We start from the raw sequence: 16,072 nt of genomic DNA, 5'->3' as shown, positions 1-16,072 counted from the left end.
CACGACGGGTGCCCCCGGCGCAGGGGTCGTGAAGGAAGGCGGAGTCGTTCATGCCCCGGAGGCTGGAGCCGGTCCACTGTCATCTGCTGTCAGTGGAAAGTGGATACTGGCAGCCATGCGCGCCGGCCGACTGATCTCGCTGCTCCTGCTCCTGCAGAACCGGGGGCGGATGACCGCCCATCAGCTCGCCGACGAGCTGGAGGTCTCCGTCCGGACGGTCTACCGGGACGTCGAGGCGCTCGCCGCGGCCGGCATCCCGCTCTACGGGGACGCCGGGCACGGCGGCGGCTACCAGCTGCTCGACGGGTACCGCACCCGGCTGACGGGGCTCACCGCCGATGAGGCGCAGGCCGTCTTCCTGGCCGGGCTGCCCGGCCCGGCGGCCGAGTTGGGCCTCGGCGAGGTGCTGGCCGCCGCCGAGCTCAAGCTGCGGGCCGCCCTCCCGGCGGAGCTGCGCGAGCAGGCCGGGCGGATCCAGGAGCGCTTCCACCTCGACGCACCCGGCTGGTACGGGAACGTGGACGAGACGCCGCACCTGGCGGCCGTCGCCGCCGCGGTCTGGGGCCGGCACGCGGTACGGGTCCGCTACCGGCGGTGGAAGGCGCCCACCGAGGTAGAGCGGCGGCTGGAACCGTACGGACTGGTGCTCAAGGCCGGCCGCTGGTACCTGGTCGCCGGCGCGGGCGGCGGCAGCGCGCGCACCTACCGGGTCGACCAGATCCTTGAGCTGCACCCCCTGGAGGAGCGCTTCGAGCCACCGGCGGGCTTCGATCTGGCCGCCCACTGGCGGGACCGGCTCGCCGACTTCCACGCGCGGCTGCACACCGCGGAGGCGGTGGTGCGGCTGTCGCCGCGCGGCGCCGCCCGGGTCCGCGAACAGCTGGGCCACGCGGCGGGCCGGGCGGTCGCGGAGGGCGGGGTGGTGGAGGCGGACGGCTGGACCAGGGCGGCCGTGCCGATCGAGTCGCTCGACCACGCCCACGGCGAGTTCCTGAAGCTGGGCGCCGACGTGGAGGTCCTCGAACCACCCGCGCTGCGGGCCCGCCTCGCGGCGACCGTCCGCGAGCTCGCCGACCGGTACGGCGCCCAGCCCCCGTGACGACCCGCCGGCTCAGACCACCAGGCGGACGATCTCGCCGATCTCCAGCGCCGCGTACACGGCGCCGTCCGGGCCGACGGCGATGCCGTGCGGCTCCGCGCCCTCGACCGGCAGCCCGTACCCCTCGTAGCCGCCTCCCGGGGTGAGCGAGCCGATCCGGTTGCCGGCCCACTCGGTGAACCAGAGGCGCCCGTCCGGACCGGCCGCGACGGCGTGCGGGCGGGCGGCCCCGTCGGGCAGCGGGTACTCGGTCACCGTGCCGTCGACGGCGAGCCGGGCGATCCGGCCGGCGCCGATCTCGACGCACCAGAGCGCACCGTCACCGCCCGCGGTGATGCCGACGGGCGCAGCCCCCTCGGTGGGCAGCGGATGCACCGCCACCTCCCCGCCGGGGGTGATCCGGCCGACGGCGTGGGCCTGGTTGAGGGTGAACCAGAGCGCGCCGTCCGGCCCAGCGGTGATCATCGACGGGTAGGCGCCGGCCACCGGCAGCGGATACTCCGTCACCTCGCCGTCCACCGTGATCCGGCCGATCCGGCCGGCGGCGAGCTCGGTGAACCAGAGCGCGCCGTCGGGCCCGGCGGCGATCCCGAACGGCCCGGCGCCCTCCGTCGGCAGGTCGAACGACCGCGCGCGGCCGTCCGCGTCGATCCGCCCGATCCGGTGGTCCCGCATCCGGGTGAACCAGAGCGCGCCGTCCGGCCCCGCCGCGATCACCGACGGCCCGCACTCCGGCGCCCCCAGTCCGAACCGCCGCACCGTCCCGTCCGCCGCCAGCCGCCCGATCTCCCCCGCGTGCACCAGCGTGAACCAGACCGCGGCGTCCAGCCCGATCGCGACCCCGTACGGCCCGGCCCGGCCGTCCGACACCGGGAACCTCTCGAACGTCATGCGCATCCCCCTTCGGTGCTATCGCGACTTCCGTCGCATTAGCACTCTCGCACACGCGCCGCCCGCAGGACAAGCGCCAGCCGGCCCGCCTACTCCTGCACGGGTTCCTGCTCCTGGCCGGGTGCCCGCCCGGCCGTCGCGCCGCGCCGGCCACCCCGGCGGGAGCGGCCGATCTCGCCGCGCAGGACGGAGACGACGCCGAGGCCGGCGGCGCAGACCGGCACGGCGAGCAGGGCGCCGAGGATGCCCGCGATGCCTGATCCCGCCACCACGGCAACCATGATCGTGGCCGGGTGCAGCTCGACGGTGCGGCTCTGGATCAGCGGCTGGAGGACGTTGCCCTCGATCATCTGGACGGCGAGCACCACGCCGAGCGCCCAGAGCGCCGTGCCGAGCCCGCCCTCGGCGAGCGCGACCAGCACGGCGACCGTCCCGGAGAGGAAGGCCCCGACGAACGGGATGTAGGCGCCCATGAAGACCAGTGCGCCGAGCCCGGGCGCGCCGGGGACATCGAGCAGCAGCAGGCCGATGGTGATGAAGAAGGCGTCGATCAGGGCGATCAGCGTGGTGCCGCGCATGAAGCCGGCCATCGCCTCGAAGGCGCGCTCGGCGCAGGCGACGACCGTCTCGGCCGTGCGGGCCGGCAGGTAGGAGCGGACGGCGTCGGGGGTGCGGTGGCCGTCCCGCAGGAAGAAGAAGACCAGGGCCAGGGCGAGGACGCCGCCGGTGGCGATCCGGGTGGCGAGGCCGAGCCCGGAGAGCACGCCGTTGGTGAGCGCGGAGACCAGCGAGCTGGTCTCGCCCTTGGCGTTGTCCAGGGCGTGGCGGATCTTCTCGCCGAACGGGCCGAGCCAGTTCGCGAGCCGGTCCCCGGCCTGCGGGAGCGCCTCCGCGATCTGCGGGGCGCTGTGCACCAGCGAGTTGACCAGCAGGGCGATCACCCCGCCGACGGCTGCCACCAGCAGGGCGCAGGTGAGCCCGGCGGCCAGGCCGCGGCCGACCCCGCGCCGCACCATCCACGGCATCGCGGGGTAGAGCAGCGAGGTGCCGAGCAGCGCCAGGATCACCGGGACGGTGGCGGCGCGCAGTTCGACCAGGGCGAAGACGACCAGCGAGGCGACGGTGATGAGGAGGATGCCCGCGACCGACCGGCGGCCGCGGCCCGGACCGGGGGCGGCAGCATCAGGTACGGCCTGCGGTGGTCCGGCCGGCGCTCGCGGGCGGTGCCGTCCGGCTCAGTGCCGGACGAGGACGCCGCCGGCTCCCCGGTCTCCCCGGACATCCGCACCTCCGCCTGGGCCGATCAGTCCACGTTCGCCCCATCTCAGCAGATGATCTGACTGATCGCCCGTTCTGCCGCACCGGGGCGCGCCCGGGCCGGCCGCCACCGGCCCGGGCGTTCGGGACACTCAGCCCCGGCCGGTCACTCGTGGAAGTTGAACCGCCACGCCTGCCGCTGGTTGCCGACCTCCAGCGGCCGCAGCGCGAGGCGCGGCGGGAAGATCCGCAGCAGGCTCATGTCCAGCGCCAGCTCCGTCCCCTCGATGGGACCACCCGGGACGACGACGTGGAAGGAGAACGGCTCCGCCGCCTGGTAGAGCGCCCACGGGCGGGGCTCGGTGCTCCCCATGATCATCTCGTTGACATTCGGGTCGCTGTCGTAGGTCAGGTACGTCCCGTGCCGGAGGTTCTTGATGGTCACGTTGCCGTCGTCGAGCCCCTGCACCTCCCACTCCTGCTCACCGGGGTTCCCGGTGGGCGGCAGCAGCATCGCGAGGTCCTTCGGCTCCATGAGCGTCACCAACTGCTCCTGCGGCTTGCTGATGGCGTAGACGCCGTTCGGTACGGGTGCCATGGTCGACTCCACTCTGACGGGCGGCGCCGCACGGGCACCGCCGACTACTGGGCGAGTCGATTCAAGCGGCGGCACCCCGGCCGTACACGGAGGAACCGCCGGAGCCTCACTCCATCGAGTTCATCCACCCACGCACCCGCACGGAACCCGAACATCTGCCCCGTCCGGCCTCCTCGCACCGGACCGCCCCGCCGGAGCGCCCGGACCGCCGGCCCGAAACGCCCACGGGCCCGGTCTAGGGAAGGTGGATCAAGAAGCCCCAGGCCTGCTGCCGGTCGTCGACGTCCAGCGGCCGCAGCGCGATCCGGGTCGGGAAGATGTCCAGCACGCTGATGTCGAGAGCCAGTTCCTCACCCCCGGCCCGCCCGCCGGGGACGACGATGTGGAACCGGGAGCCGTCCGGGCCCCCCGCCTGGCGGAGCTCCCACTCCCGGCCCTCGGACGAGCCGACGACCTCGGCGTTCTCCTGGGGGTAGCCTTCGTAGCCCGCGAGGACCCGGTGCCGCTGGTTTCGGAGCAGGACGTTGCCGTTGTCCAGCTCCTCCACCTCCCACGACTGCGCCTCCAGTTCGCCTTCGGCCGGCGGGATGAGGACCACGGGCTCCTTGGGTCCGGCCAGAGAGAGCAACTGCTCATTCGGCTTGCTGATGCTGTAGGTGCCGCTGGGGAGGAGTGCCACGCCGGTCTCCACTCGCTCGCGCGGTGCCGTGCGGCACCGCAGGTCGATGAATGGCCCGATTCAACCCGCGGAAACCAGTCGTGCCCGGACGAAACGCGAGGCGCCATCCCATCGGGCCACCCGCGGCCGAACAGGTGACCGGCAGTCGGACATCCGGATGCCGGCCGAACGCCCGCGCTACGCCGCCGCCTCGAACCGGACCGCCTCGCCGCCGCCCGCGAAGGCGAGCACCCGCTGCGCCTCGGCCTCCGCCGCCTGCCGGTCGGCCCGGCGCAGCGCCGCGTACGGGCGGATCACCACCGCGCGCTCCTCGCCCCGGCCGCCCTCCGCGAGCTGCCAGCTGCCGGCGACCAGGCCGTCCACCAGGAGGATGCCGGGCACGATGCCGTTCTGCGTCATCAGCCGGTGCCGGTACTCCTCGGGCAGGACGCGGCTGCGGTCGGCGTGCGAGAGCACCAGGTTGTCGAAGGGGGCGACCAGCCGGACGGGGGCCGGGACGGACGGGTCGGGCCGGGGCGCAGCGGGCAGGTCGTAGAGCAGCCGTCCGTGCTCGTCGCGGAAGGTGAGCAGCCCCGGGGCGAGCCGCTTCAGCACCGGGCCGAGCCGGCTGAGGCCGCACCACTTCTGCAGGTCGGCAGCGGTCGCCGGGCCGAAGGCGGCGAGGTAGCGCAGGGCCAGGTCGTCCAGCGAGGGGGCCGGGTCGAGGGGCCGGCCGAGCCAGTGCTCGGCGGTGGTGTGCGCGGCGCCGCCGCCGCGGCCCCAGACCCCGCGCGGCGGGACCTGCACCAGCGGCAGCCGGCAGCGTGCGGCCTGGGCCAGCGCGGCCGGGTCGCGGTCGGGGCGGGTGGCGGCGAGCAGCGGGCCGAGCTGCCGGAAGGTGCGCGGCTCCTCCTCGACCAGGGCGCGGGCCTCGTCGGCGAGCGCGTCGAGGTCGAGGCCCGCAAGCTGCTTGCCGTAGGTGCCGCGCAGGCCCTGGTCGAGCTGGGGTTGGAGGAGCGGGCGCAGGGTCAGGCAGTCGTCGGCGGTGACCAGGTGGATGGTGCCGCGCTGGAGCGCGATCCGGACGACCTGGCGCTGCTCGATCAGCGCGGTGAGCTCCTCGGTGGCGAAGCCCTCCAGCCGGCAGAGCAGGCCGAGGTAGGGCGGCTGGGGTGCGGCCTGCGCCTGGAGCCCACCGAGGTGGCGGACCAGGTCGGCGGCCGTCATGGTGGCACGGTCGAGCAGGTGCTGACGGGCCAGCAGGGCGCGGCCGAGCGCGCGGGGGCCCAGGACGTCCGGTGAGGTCACCGACGGCCGTCCAGGACGGAGCGCAGCACGCCGATCCGGTTGCTGGTGATCGAGTCCACGCCGGCCCCGCGCAGTCGGCGCATGGTGCGGCGAAGGTCGGCGGTCCAGGTGGAGACGGCGAGCCCGGCGTCGTGGGCGGCGGCCGTGAACTCGGGGGTGGCCAGGCCGAACGGCGGGTTGAGGTAGCGCGGGCGAAGGTCGTCCAGCAGGGCGCGGGCGGGCAGCCGCGGCTGCTTCCAGGTGAGCGCGATCTCGGCGTCCGGGGCGAGGGCGCGGACGGCGAGCATCGCGGTGGCGGGGCCGCAGAAGGCGACCCGCTGCTCGGCGCCGAGGCCGGTGACGGCCTGCCAGGTGGCGGCGGCGGGGTGCGGGTCGTCCAGGTCGATCAGCAGCCGGGCGGCCGGGGTGGCGGCGACGGCCTTGACCGCCTCGGCCAGGGTGGGGACGGCGAGGTCGCCGTCGCGCAGCTCGTCCAGCTGGTCGAGGGTGACCCGGCGCAGGGGGCGCGGGTCCCCCCAGAGGCGTTCGAGGGTCTCGTCGTGGAGCAGGACGGGCACACCGTCGCGGGTGAGCCGGACGTCGACCTCGACGGCGTCGGCGCCGGCGGTCAGCGCGGACTCGACGGAGGGCAGGGTGTTCTCGCGGTACCGGTAGGGGTCGCCGCGGTGGGCGACCGCGAGGACGGGGCGGCGGTCGGCGGGGATGGGTGCGTTCACGGCGGTGGCGGTCCTCGGGGCCTTCGTCGGGGTCTCGGGTGGAGTGCTCGGCAGGCCGGCGGGGTTCACCGGATCAGCCCCGCGAGCCACGGGGAGAGGTGCTGGTGGGTGACGGCCTCCCGGTAGGGGGCCTCGCCCGGCACGGTGACGATCAGCGTGCAGGACGGCGGGAAGGTCCGCTGCCTGACCTGGACCAGGCCGCTCCAGACCGAGTCGAGGAAGGCCGGCACGCTGTCGCGCGGCACGTCGAAGGCGATGCTCTCGACGGTGACCACCGCCTCGTCGTGGACGAAGAGCCGGACGGTGGTCCCGGGCCGGCCGGTGATCTCCAGCAGCGCCTCGTGGGGTATAGCGTCGAGTTCGCCGTCGGCGCCGCCGACGCCGGCGCCGACCAGGCCGGCGAAGGTCTGGTCGCGGCCGATGTCATGACTGGCCCGGACCTCGCGGCCGTGCCGGGCGGCCATCGCCTCGACCGCGAACACGGCGCTCTGGGTGGACGGCAGTGGCGGATGGGGCATCGGGTGGCGGTCCTCTCGTCGGCGGGGCTCTGCGGGGAATCGGGGGCCTACGGGGCGTCGGGGGTGCTCGGCGGGGCGTGCGGCCGGGAGCCGCAGGGCGTCGGCGGGCCGCAGCGACGGAGCCGGCTCAGCGCCTTTCGACCATCACGTTGGTCGACTTGATGACCGCCGTCGCGGGCGCCCCGGGCACCAGGTCGAGCTCCTCCGCCGACTCCCGGCTGATCAGCGAGACCACCCGGAAGGGCCCGGCCTGGATCTCCACCTGCGCGGCGACGTCGCCGAGCACCACGTGGGTGACGATGCCCGGGAACCGGTTGCGGGCGGACGACGGCCGCCCGTCGGCCTCGGCGTTCTCTGGGCGGGCCAGCTCCCGGGCGAAGGCGGCCAGCTCGGTGCCGGGGATGATCCGGTGGCCGTGCTCGTCCCGCTCGGCGGCGACCCGGCCGGCGTCCACCCAGCGCCGCATGGTGTCGGCGCTCACGCCGAGCATCGCCGCCGCCTCACCGATCCGGTACGGGTTGACCGGTCCCTCGGGGTGGCCCATGTACGACTCCTGACGGTGGTTCGGTGGCACGGCGGACTCCGGTGTCACGGCGGTCTTCGGCAGCACGTCCGTGTCACAGGGGGCGACGGCGGTGGTCCGGCCGTCGCCGCCATCCTGCCGCACCGGGGGCCCGCTCGGCCAAGCGGAGCACCCGCCGTGGCGGCGCGGCCCGGCCGTCCCGGCCCGCCGGGGCCGCCGGGGCCGCCGGGGCCGCCGGGGCCGCCGGGCGGCTCGCTACGGCTCGCCGAAGAGGTCCCGCCGGACGGCGTCGCCGGCGGTGAGGACGGCGCCGCCGAGCACCGCTCCGCCGCCGGCCGTCCCGGCCCGGACCTCGGTGCGCAGCGGGGAGAGCCCGGCGAGCCGGTGCTCGACCCGGCGGGCCAGCTCGGCGCCGCCGGCCCGGCCGATCTCGCCGCCGAGCACGACGCAGCCCGGGTCGAGGACGACGCAGACGGCGGCCGTGCCGACGGCGATCCGCCCGGCCAGCTCGTCCAGGAACGGCCCGCCCGGCTGCCCGTCGCCGAGGGCGTCGAGCGCGGCCCGGACGGCGGCTTCGGCGGCGGCCGCGTCGTCGCCCGGGCCGGCCGGAAGGCCGTGGGCGCGGGCCAGGGCGCAGACGGCGGCGCTGCCGACCAGGCCGTGGAAGCCGCCCTCGCAGTCGGTGGCGCTGGGCAGGGCGACGGTGCCCGGCACGGGCAGGAAGCAGATCTCGCCGGTGCCACCCGAGGCGCCCCGGCGCAGCCGTCCGTCGATGATCACGGCGGCGCCGACGCTGTGGCCGAGCCAGACCAGGACGAAGGTGTCCTGGCCCCGGGCGGCGCCGGTCCGGTACTCGGCGCGGCCTGCGAGATTGACCTCGTTCTCCAGGATGACGTCGGTGCCGGGCAGCTCGCGCAGGGCGGTGAGCAGTTCGGCGTGCCAGGCGGGCAGCGCGCCGGTGCTCTTGAGCCGGCCGGTGGCGGGGTCGACCAGGCCGGGGGCGCCGACCGCGACGGTGTGCAACTGCTCGACGCCGGACCGGCGGGCGGTGTCGAGCAAGGTCCGGACGATCCGGGCCGCCGTTCCGCTCTCGCCGTTGCCCTCGACGGCAAGATCCGCCGCCGCAAGCGTCTGCCCGGCGAGGTCCGCGACGACCAGGCTGACGCCGCCGGAGCGGACGTCGATGGCGCCGATGTGCGCCCGGGAGGCCACCAGCCCGTAGAGCCGGGCGTTGGGGCCGCGCCGCTGCTCCCCGCGTTCGCCGACCACGGCGACCAGGCCGGCGCGCTGGAGGCGTTCGAGCAGGTCGGCGACGGTGGGCCGGGAGAGCCCGGTGAGGTCGCGCAGCTCGGTCGCGGTCAGCGGTCCCCGGTCGTGGAGCAGGTCGAGCGCCAGCCGGTCGTTGATCGCCCGGGCGGTGCTGGGCGTGGCCGTTCGCGCGATGGTCATGGAAGTGCATCCTTCCAGAGTGTTTCTATCAGGATCCCTTCCTGATAATTTATCGAACCGCGGCGCCGCACACGAACCAGGTCGCGCCGGGCACATAGGGGCAGGACACCTATGTGCGGAAACACCCACAGGGCACCGCCGCGCCTCGGCGCGGCCGGGAGGGAAAACCGGATGACCGACACACCGACCGCAGTTCCGCGCCACGACCCGGCCGGCCCCGGCCCGCTGGAGCGGCCCCGCCGGGCCCGGACGGCCGTCGCCCTGGTGTTCGCCGTGCACGGCGCCGTCGGCGGCACCTTCGTCACCCGGATCCCGTGGATCCAGGACCGCCTCGACCTCTCCCCCGGCCGGCTGGGCCTGGCCCTGGTGATGCCCGCCATCGGCTCGTTCCTTGCGATGCCACTGGCCGGCCGCTTCGTCCACCGCTTCGGCGGGCGGGCCGCGGTGCGCGGACTCCTCACCCTCTGGTGCCTGGCACTGACCCTGCCCGCCCTCGCCCCCACGCTCCCCGCCCTCTGCGCGGTGCTGTTCGTCTACGGCGCGACAGCCGGCATGGCGGACGTGGCGATGAACGCGCAGGGCGTCGAGATCGAGCAGCGGCTCGGCCGCTCGATCATGTCCGGGCTGCACGGCATGTGGAGCGTCGGCGGGCTGCTGGCCTCCGGCTTCGGCATCCTCGCCGCCCACCAGGACCTCGACGCCCGGATCCAACTGCTGGTCACCGCACTGGTGCTGACCGCCCTGGCCCAACCGGTCTGCCGGGAGCTGCCCGACTTCCGGGCCGCCGACGGCGCCGAGGCGCCGCCGCGGTTCGCGCTGCCGCCGCGCAGTTCACTGGTGATCGGGCTGGTCGGCTTCTGCGCGGTGTTCGCCGAGGGCGCGTCGATGGACTGGAGCGGCGTCTACCTCAAGGACGTCACCGGCGCCTCGGCCACCGTGGCGGCCGCCTCCTACACGGCGTTCTCGCTCACCATGGCGGTCAGCCGGCTGGCCGGTGACGCGGCGATCCGCCGGCTCGGGGCCGTGCGGGCGACCAGGCTCGGCGGCGCCGTCGCCACCGCGGGCGGCCTGCTGGTGGTCGGCGCGGACAGCCCGGCGCTGGCCATTCCCGGCTTCGCGCTGATCGGCATCGGGATCGCGGTGATCGTGCCGCTGGCCTTCGCCGCCGCCGGCCGGATCGGCACCAACCCGAGCCAGGCCATCGCGGGCGTCGCCACCGTCACCTACACCTCCGGCCTGGTCGCCCCCGCGATCGTCGGCGGGCTTGCCCAGGCCACCTCGCTCACCGTCTCCTTCGGGGTGGTCACCGCCCTCGCCTTCGCCCTGCTGCTGAGCGCGGGCGCGCTGCGCCGCGCCGAGCCGGACTTCCCGGGCGGCGCCGACCCCCAGGACAAGGCCGCCGAAAACGTGACGGCATTGTCACCGAAATAGCCTTTCGGAAATAATCTCCGAGCGATATGATCCATATCCGGAAGAGGACTTCCGCACTACTATCGCCAGCTGCCGGACGCACCCGCGCCCGGCAGTTCCGCGACCAGTGGAGTCCTTTCCCGTGTGCTATGACGCCCATGCCGCGCCACCTGCTTTCACCCCTCCCACCAGCGCGATCGCCGAGGCTACCCGGGTGACCCTGCGGTCCGCCGACGGCACCGCGTTCGCCGCCTTCCTGGCCAGGCCGGAATTCCCCACCGGCCCGGGAGTCCTCGTCCTGCCCGACAACAAGGGCCTTTCCGGTTTCTATCGGGAGACCGCCGTCCGGCTCGCCGAACAGGGCCACCCGGCGCTCGCCCTGGACTATTACGGCCGCACCGCCGGACCCGACCCGGAAATGCGCGCCCCGGAATTCGGCGAACTGCCGAACCTGCTGCCGCACCTGCTCGCCCTCACCCCGGACGGGCTCGACGCCGACCTCGCCGCAGGCGTCGCCCGTCTCCGGGAGTCGGGCGCGGCCGAGGTGGTCACGCTCGGCTTCTGCTTCGGCGGCCGCCAGGCGTTCCGCGCCGCCGCCCCCCGCTTCGGCCTGGCCGGCGCGGTCGGCTTCTACGGCTATCCCGACACCCTCAACGGCGCTCCCGGCCCCACCCAGCTCGCCCCCGGCCTCACGGCCCCGATCCTCGCGTTCTGGGCCGGGGCCGACGAACACATCCCACCCGCCGCCGTCGCCGCCTTCGATGCCGCGCTCACCGAAGCCGGCTGTCCACACGAGTTCACGACCTTCCCCGGGGCGCCGCACAACTTCTTCGAGCGTGGCGAGGCCGAGCACGCCGAAGCGGCAAGGACGGCCTGGTTGCGGCTGCTGGCCTTCCTGGCCCGCCCGGACGCGTCCGGGCCTGCCTGACCCCGCCCCCGCACGTCCCCTCGCCGGGCCCGCCGGCCCGGCCGTCGCGCCCCGGACCTGCTCCCGGGGCACAACGGCCCACCGATTAGGCTCGGGGCCGTGCCCCTCCCCGCATCGCCCGCATCGGCCGCCACGCCCGCGGCGCCGGCCCCGCCGAAGCCCTCCGACACCGACCCGCACCCACCGCTGCGCTCGTCGTGGCTGCGGTTCGCCCTGCTGGTGGTGATCCTCGCGGCGGCGGCCGGCTCGCTGCTGCTCTGGAGCCCGACGGCACTGCTCTCCGGCGGGCTCCCCGCCGGGATGCCGGGGTACTGGCTGGCGCCCGCGTTCACCGCCGTCTACGCGGTGGGGACGCTCGCCTTCGTGCCGCGGCCGGCACTGAACGCGGCGGCCGGCCTGCTGCTCGGCATCCAGCAGGGCGTACTGCTGGCCGTGCTGGGGACGACGCTCGGGGCCGCGATGGCCTTCGTGCTCGGGCGGCTGCTCGGACGCGAGGCACTGCGCCCCTATCTGCGCGGGCGAATGCTCACCGCGCTGGACCGGCGGTTCACCGAGCAGGGGTTCCGCAGCGTGCTGCTGCTGCGCCTGCTGCCCGGACTGCCGTTCCAGGCCGGCAACTACGGCGCGGCCTTCTCCGGCGTACGGTTCCTGCCGTTCCTGACCGCGACCGCGCTGGGCGTCGTCCCGACCACGGCGGTCTACGTGACGGCGGCGGCCAGTGCGGGCGAGCCCGGGTCGGCGGCGTTCCTCGTGTCGGCCGGGGCGATCGCCGCGCTGGTCGTGGTGAGCCTGGTCTCGCTCTGGCGGGCCGCGTCCCGGCGGCGCTCGGCCGCCGCCTGAGCGCCCGCCGGGCCCGCCGCACACCGGCGCCGCGCGCGCCCCGCCGACTAATCGGTGGCTTCCGCCGTACCCCTGCGCCAGGATGACCGCCATGACAACCCCCGTGACGACCGCCACCACCCGGTCAGAGCCCCCGTTCGCCGCGGACGAGACCGCCATGCTGACCGCCTGGCTGGACTTCCACCGTGCCACCCTCTCCGTCAAGTGCGAGGGCCTGAGCGCCGACCAGCTGCGGCTGCGCTCCGTCCCGCCGTCCTCGCTCTCCCTGCTCGGCCTGGTCCGGCACATGGCCGAGGTGGAGCGCTTCTGGTTCCGCGCCATCCTGCTCGGCGAGGAGACCGGCCCCGGTGGCCTCTACTGGAGCGAGCAGCACCCCGACGGCGACTTCGACCTCGTCGACGCCGCCGACGCCGAGGCGGACTTCGCCACCTGGCAGACCCAGATCGCGGCGGCCCGCGCGGCCTGCGAGGGCCTGCCGCTGGAGACGGTGGGCAAGCGCGACCGCCGGGGCGAGCAGGTGACGCTCCGCTGGATCCTGGTGCACATGATCGAGGAGTACGCCCGGCACAACGGCCACGCCGACCTGTTGCGGGAGCTGGTGGACGGCACAACCGGCGAGTGAAATCGTTCCCGCATTGTTGACAGAAGGTCGATTAAGCGGTGACCGCGACCGATATGGTCTACGCGCGCAACCGTCCGCCGTTCCGCTGCGTCGCAACAGTTGCCCGGGTTCGCCCGGGTTTCCGGCGCGGCACGACTCGTACGGGGGTCGCGAGCGGGCACGGGACCAGTGATCAGTGCGATACTCGGACAGTTCCGACGAGTGGATGACGTGTCAAAAGGACACGCGCACCGGGGGACCTGTACGGAACGAGGCAGGGAGGCGCGGCATGGGAGCACTTCGCGACGAGCACCACAACGGGTGGCTGATGCCCTCCGGGAACTACCCGGCCGCGGTGTACGACGACGAGTGGATCGAGCAGGAGACGGTACCGGCCTCCCCCGCTCCCACGAAGATCGTCTCCCTGCGGCCGACGGGCTTCGAGGCCGCCCGGACGGTCGGCGAGCACATCCGGGCCAGCACGCCCGTGGTCATGGACCTCACCGAGATGGATGAGGCCGAGGCCAAGCGCATGGTCGACTTCGCCTCCGGCCTGATCTTCGGCACCCGCGGCGGCATCGAGCGGATCGCCCGCCGGGTGTTCCTGCTCACCCCGGCGGACGTCGAGGTCATGGTGATCGACCGCCCGCTGGACGACACCGGCTTCTACAACCAGAGCTGAGCACGACCGGCGCCGAGCGGAGCCGGGCCCGAACGCAGTCGGGTCCGAGCAGAGCCGGGCCCGAGCACGACCGGGCCCGAGCAGAGCCCGCCGGCCGCACAGCGCGCACGACCGGGGACGGCACCGCCGTCCCCGGTTTTTTGCTGCCGTCACACCGGCCACTCCCGCCTCAGATGAGGCGCTGGTGAAATTATTGAGACATCCATGTCTCATTCGTCGTACACTCGTCCCATGGCCACCGACCGCGACTCCGTCCTCGAGGCCGCCGTGGGCGTGCTCTCCCGCCGCCCCACCGCCCACCTCGACGAGATCGCCCGCGCCGCGGGCATCAGCCGCGCCACCCTGCACCGGCTCTTCCCCGGCCGGGAGGCGCTGATCCGCGAGGTCGGCCTGCTCGGCCTGCAACGGTTCGGAGCCGCGCTGGACACCGCCGCCGTCGAGGACGGCGACGCGCACACCGCACTGCGCCGCCTGGTCGACGCCACCGTCCCGGACGCCGCGCTCTGCGCCTTCCTCGCCGGCGAGAACCAGCTCTACGACGACGACGAGATCAACGACCTCTGGGAGTCGCAGATCTCCCGGCTGCACGCGCTCTTCCTGCGGGGCCAGCAGCAGGGCGTCTTCCGCATCGAGCTCTCCGCCGGCTGGCTCAGCGAGGCCTTCTTCGACCTGGTGGCCGGCATCGGCTGGGCCATCCAGGACGGCCGGCTCGCCCCGCGCGACGCCGCGTTCTCACTCGCCGAGCTCTTCCTCGGCGGCGCCCTGCGCCGCCCGTAGTCCACCGACCCCCCCACCCACAGCACCTCGGATCACAGGCCCTCGGAACAGCGGCCGGAAACCGATACCCCATGAGCAGCACCGTCCTCGCCCGCCCCCGCCAGCGCTGGACCGGCCTCGCCGTCCTCGTCCTGGCCGTCACCCTGGTCGCCGTCGACGCGACCGTCCTCTCCCTCGCCATACCGTCGATCAGCGAGACGCTGCGCCCCAGCGGCACCCAGCTGCTCTGGATCGGTGACGCGTACTCCTTCGTGCTGGCCGGCCTGCTGGTCAGCATGGGATCCCTGAGCGACCGGATCGGCCGCAAGAAGCTGCTGCTGGCCGGCTCCTCCGCGTTCGGTGCCGCCTCGCTGCTGGCCGCCTACGCGCCGAGCGCCGGCTGGCTGATCCTGGCCCGCGCGCTGCTCGGCGTGGCCGGGGCGACCATCATGCCGTCCACCCTGTCTCTGATCCGCTCCCTCTTCCCGGACGACCGCGAGCGGGCCACCGCGATCGGCATCTGGGGCGCGGCCGCCACCGCCGGCGCCGCACTCGGCCCGGTGGTCGGCGGGGTGCTGCTGGAGCACTTCTGGTGGGGCTCGGTGTTCCTGCTCAACATCCCGGTGCTGGTGCTGCTGCTCGTCCTCGGTGCCTGGCTGCTACCCGAGTCCAAGGACCCGAAGCCGGGCCGCTGGGACGTGCTGAGCGTGCTGCTGTCGCTGGCCGGTGTGATCGGCGTGGTCTACGCGATCAAGGAGGCCGCGGCCCACGGCGTGGCCCGCTGGGACGTGCCGGTCGCGGCCGTGCTCGGCGCCGCCGCGCTGACCGTCTTCGTCCGCCGCCAGCTGCGGCTGCCCGCCCCGCTGCTGGACGTCCGGCTCTTCGCCGACCGCCGCTTCACCGGCGCCGTGCTGGCGTCGCTCACCGCGCTCATCGGCCTCTCCGGTGTGGTCTTCGTGACCTCCCAGTACCTCCAGCTGGTCCGCGGGTACGAGCCGCTCAAGGCCGGCCTGGCCGAGCTGCCGGCCTTCGCCGGCGCGGTGGTCGGCGGGCTGCTGACCGCCCGGCTGGCCCGGCGCACCGGCGCCCGGGCCGCACTGACGCTCGGCCTGCTCGCCATGGGCATCGGCCTCGGCCTGATCGGCTGGGTGCACCAGGACACCACGTACCTGCTGCTCGCCGCCGCCTTCCTGATCGTCGGCACCGCCGAGGGAGTCGTCTACACGCTCGGCGCCGACCTGGTCCTGGGCGCCGCGCCCGCCGACAAGGCGGGCGCCGCCTCGGCCGTCTCCGAGACGGCGTACGAGCTGGGCACCGCGCTCGGCATCGCGCTGGTCGGCTCGGTGGTCGGCGCGCTGTACACGGGCGCACTGGCCGTCCCGGCCGAGGCCGGGGCGGTGGCCACCGCCCGGGCCGGCGAGTCACTCGGCGGCGCCGTCGAGGCCGCGCACGGCCTGCCCCGGACGGTGGCCGGGCCGCTGCTCGGCAGCGCCCGGGACGCCTTCGTGCACGGCATGAACGTGGCGGCGGTCCTGGCCGGCGCGCTGCTGCTGGCCGCGTCGGCCCTGGCCTGGCGCCTGCTGAAGGGGCTGCCGCGGGCGGCGCAGGAGCGGGCGGCGCAGGAGCACGCAGGCCGCGCGCAGGCCGAGCAGGAGCGGGCGGCGCAGGAGCACGCAGGCCGCGCGCAGGCCGAGCAGGAGCGGGCGGCGCAGGAGCACGCAGGCCGCGCGCAGGCCGAGCAGGAGCGGGCGGCGCAGGTGCCGGAGAACGTGGGCGCCTGACCGCACGGGAACCCCTCGCCCCGACCGGGCGCGGGGTTCCCGTCTACCCGGGAGCCG

At 74.9% G+C, this 16,072-nt stretch carries 17 protein-coding genes; 8 read left to right on the top strand and 9 right to left on the bottom strand.

Translation table 11 applies throughout. The features are described from left to right. The first annotated feature begins 115 nt into the window (after positions 1–115). Complete coding sequence (locus OG286_RS35255) at positions 116–1,099, top strand: helix-turn-helix transcriptional regulator (protein ID WP_405358775.1); 984 nt, start codon at positions 116–118, stop codon at positions 1,097–1,099. Positions 1,100–1,111: 12 nt separating this feature from the next. On the opposite strand, the gene OG286_RS35250 is transcribed toward OG286_RS35255, so the two are convergent. From OG286_RS35250 to OG286_RS35210, 9 genes are all read right to left on the bottom strand, one after another. Next, positions 1,112–1,990, bottom strand: a complete 879-nt coding sequence (locus tag OG286_RS35250; RefSeq protein WP_405358776.1) for a virginiamycin B lyase — start codon at positions 1,988–1,990, stop codon at positions 1,112–1,114. An 89-nt stretch (positions 1,991–2,079) separates the two neighbouring features. Continuing rightward, positions 2,080–3,117 (bottom strand): AI-2E family transporter, encoded by a 1,038-nt coding sequence (locus OG286_RS35245; protein WP_405366094.1) that lies wholly within the window; start codon positions 3,115–3,117, stop codon positions 2,080–2,082. Between the two features lie 296 nt (positions 3,118–3,413). Beyond that, complete coding sequence (locus tag OG286_RS35240; RefSeq protein WP_396323636.1) at positions 3,414–3,845, bottom strand: hypothetical protein; 432 nt, start codon at positions 3,843–3,845, stop codon at positions 3,414–3,416. A gap of 235 nt (positions 3,846–4,080) precedes the next feature. Beyond that, the gene (locus OG286_RS35235; RefSeq protein WP_396323637.1) at positions 4,081–4,524 is read right to left on the bottom strand and encodes a hypothetical protein; all 444 of its coding nucleotides are present in this window, start codon (positions 4,522–4,524) and stop codon (positions 4,081–4,083) included. Between the two features lie 177 nt (positions 4,525–4,701). Beyond that, the gene (locus OG286_RS35230; protein ID WP_396323638.1) at positions 4,702–5,811 is read right to left on the bottom strand and encodes a winged helix DNA-binding domain-containing protein; all 1,110 of its coding nucleotides are present in this window, start codon (positions 5,809–5,811) and stop codon (positions 4,702–4,704) included. After that, positions 5,808–6,527, bottom strand: coding sequence for a glycerophosphodiester phosphodiesterase (locus OG286_RS35225; RefSeq protein WP_396323639.1), 720 nt, complete (start codon positions 6,525–6,527; stop codon positions 5,808–5,810). The genes OG286_RS35230 and OG286_RS35225 overlap by 4 nt, the downstream gene beginning before the upstream one ends. Before the next feature lie 65 nt (positions 6,528–6,592). Next, positions 6,593–7,045 (bottom strand): hypothetical protein, encoded by a 453-nt coding sequence (locus OG286_RS35220; RefSeq protein WP_396323640.1) that lies wholly within the window; start codon positions 7,043–7,045, stop codon positions 6,593–6,595. A 127-nt stretch (positions 7,046–7,172) separates the two neighbouring features. Beyond that, the gene (locus OG286_RS35215) at positions 7,173–7,589 is read right to left on the bottom strand and encodes a molybdopterin-binding protein (protein ID WP_396323641.1); all 417 of its coding nucleotides are present in this window, start codon (positions 7,587–7,589) and stop codon (positions 7,173–7,175) included. 234 nt (positions 7,590–7,823) lie between these two features. Further along, positions 7,824–9,017: an ROK family transcriptional regulator gene (locus OG286_RS35210; protein WP_396323642.1), complete on the bottom strand. Its 1,194-nt coding sequence runs from the start codon at positions 9,015–9,017 to the stop codon at positions 7,824–7,826. Positions 9,018–9,188: 171 nt separating this feature from the next. On the opposite strand from OG286_RS35210, the gene OG286_RS35205 reads away from it, so the two are divergent. From OG286_RS35205 to OG286_RS35175, 7 genes are all read left to right on the top strand, one after another. After that, the gene (locus tag OG286_RS35205) at positions 9,189–10,448 is read left to right on the top strand and encodes an MFS transporter (RefSeq protein WP_405366007.1); all 1,260 of its coding nucleotides are present in this window, start codon (positions 9,189–9,191) and stop codon (positions 10,446–10,448) included. Positions 10,449–10,641: 193 nt separating this feature from the next. Further along, complete coding sequence (locus tag OG286_RS35200; RefSeq protein WP_405366006.1) at positions 10,642–11,355, top strand: dienelactone hydrolase family protein; 714 nt, start codon at positions 10,642–10,644, stop codon at positions 11,353–11,355. Positions 11,356–11,454: 99 nt separating this feature from the next. After that, positions 11,455–12,195 carry a TVP38/TMEM64 family protein gene (locus tag OG286_RS35195; protein WP_396323645.1) on the top strand — a complete coding sequence of 247 codons (741 nt, stop codon included), beginning with the start codon at positions 11,455–11,457 and terminating at the stop codon, positions 12,193–12,195. Positions 12,196–12,286: 91 nt separating this feature from the next. Next, positions 12,287–12,817 carry a DinB family protein gene (locus OG286_RS35190; protein ID WP_396323646.1) on the top strand — a complete coding sequence of 177 codons (531 nt, stop codon included), beginning with the start codon at positions 12,287–12,289 and terminating at the stop codon, positions 12,815–12,817. 268 nt (positions 12,818–13,085) lie between these two features. Then, positions 13,086–13,478 carry a cell division protein SepF gene (gene sepF, locus OG286_RS35185; protein ID WP_396323647.1) on the top strand — a complete coding sequence of 131 codons (393 nt, stop codon included), beginning with the start codon at positions 13,086–13,088 and terminating at the stop codon, positions 13,476–13,478. A gap of 231 nt (positions 13,479–13,709) precedes the next feature. Further along, on the top strand, positions 13,710–14,255 hold the full coding sequence (locus OG286_RS35180; protein ID WP_396323648.1) for a TetR/AcrR family transcriptional regulator: 546 nt from the start codon (positions 13,710–13,712) through the stop codon (positions 14,253–14,255). Positions 14,256–14,326: 71 nt separating this feature from the next. Further along, positions 14,327–16,015: an MFS transporter gene (locus OG286_RS35175; RefSeq protein WP_405366005.1), complete on the top strand. Its 1,689-nt coding sequence runs from the start codon at positions 14,327–14,329 to the stop codon at positions 16,013–16,015. Positions 16,016–16,072 lie beyond the last annotated feature (57 nt).

The sequence above is a fragment of the Kitasatospora sp. NBC_00039 genome, assembly GCF_045160625.1.
GTDB lineage: Bacteria > Actinomycetota > Actinomycetes > Streptomycetales > Streptomycetaceae > Kitasatospora.
Note: the sequence above shows the minus strand (reverse complement) of the source record. Positions and strands in the feature narration are given on the sequence as shown.

Coding starts and splice junctions, on each gene's coding strand:
- OG286_RS35255 (WP_405358775.1), top strand. CDS start 116: ATGCGCGCCGGCCGACTGATCTCGCTGCTCCTGCTCCTGCAGAACCGG.
- OG286_RS35205 (WP_405366007.1), top strand. CDS start 9,189: ATGACCGACACACCGACCGCAGTTCCGCGCCACGACCCGGCCGGCCCC.
- OG286_RS35190 (WP_396323646.1), top strand. CDS start 12,287: ATGACAACCCCCGTGACGACCGCCACCACCCGGTCAGAGCCCCCGTTC.
- OG286_RS35240 (WP_396323636.1), bottom strand. CDS start 3,845: ATGGCACCCGTACCGAACGGCGTCTACGCCATCAGCAAGCCGCAGGAG.
- OG286_RS35180 (WP_396323648.1), top strand. CDS start 13,710: ATGGCCACCGACCGCGACTCCGTCCTCGAGGCCGCCGTGGGCGTGCTC.
- OG286_RS35250 (WP_405358776.1), bottom strand. CDS start 1,990: ATGACGTTCGAGAGGTTCCCGGTGTCGGACGGCCGGGCCGGGCCGTAC.
- OG286_RS35220 (WP_396323640.1), bottom strand. CDS start 7,045: ATGCCCCATCCGCCACTGCCGTCCACCCAGAGCGCCGTGTTCGCGGTC.
- OG286_RS35210 (WP_396323642.1), bottom strand. CDS start 9,017: ATGACCATCGCGCGAACGGCCACGCCCAGCACCGCCCGGGCGATCAAC.
- sepF (WP_396323647.1), top strand. CDS start 13,086: ATGGGAGCACTTCGCGACGAGCACCACAACGGGTGGCTGATGCCCTCC.
- OG286_RS35175 (WP_405366005.1), top strand. CDS start 14,327: ATGAGCAGCACCGTCCTCGCCCGCCCCCGCCAGCGCTGGACCGGCCTC.
- OG286_RS35215 (WP_396323641.1), bottom strand. CDS start 7,589: ATGGGCCACCCCGAGGGACCGGTCAACCCGTACCGGATCGGTGAGGCG.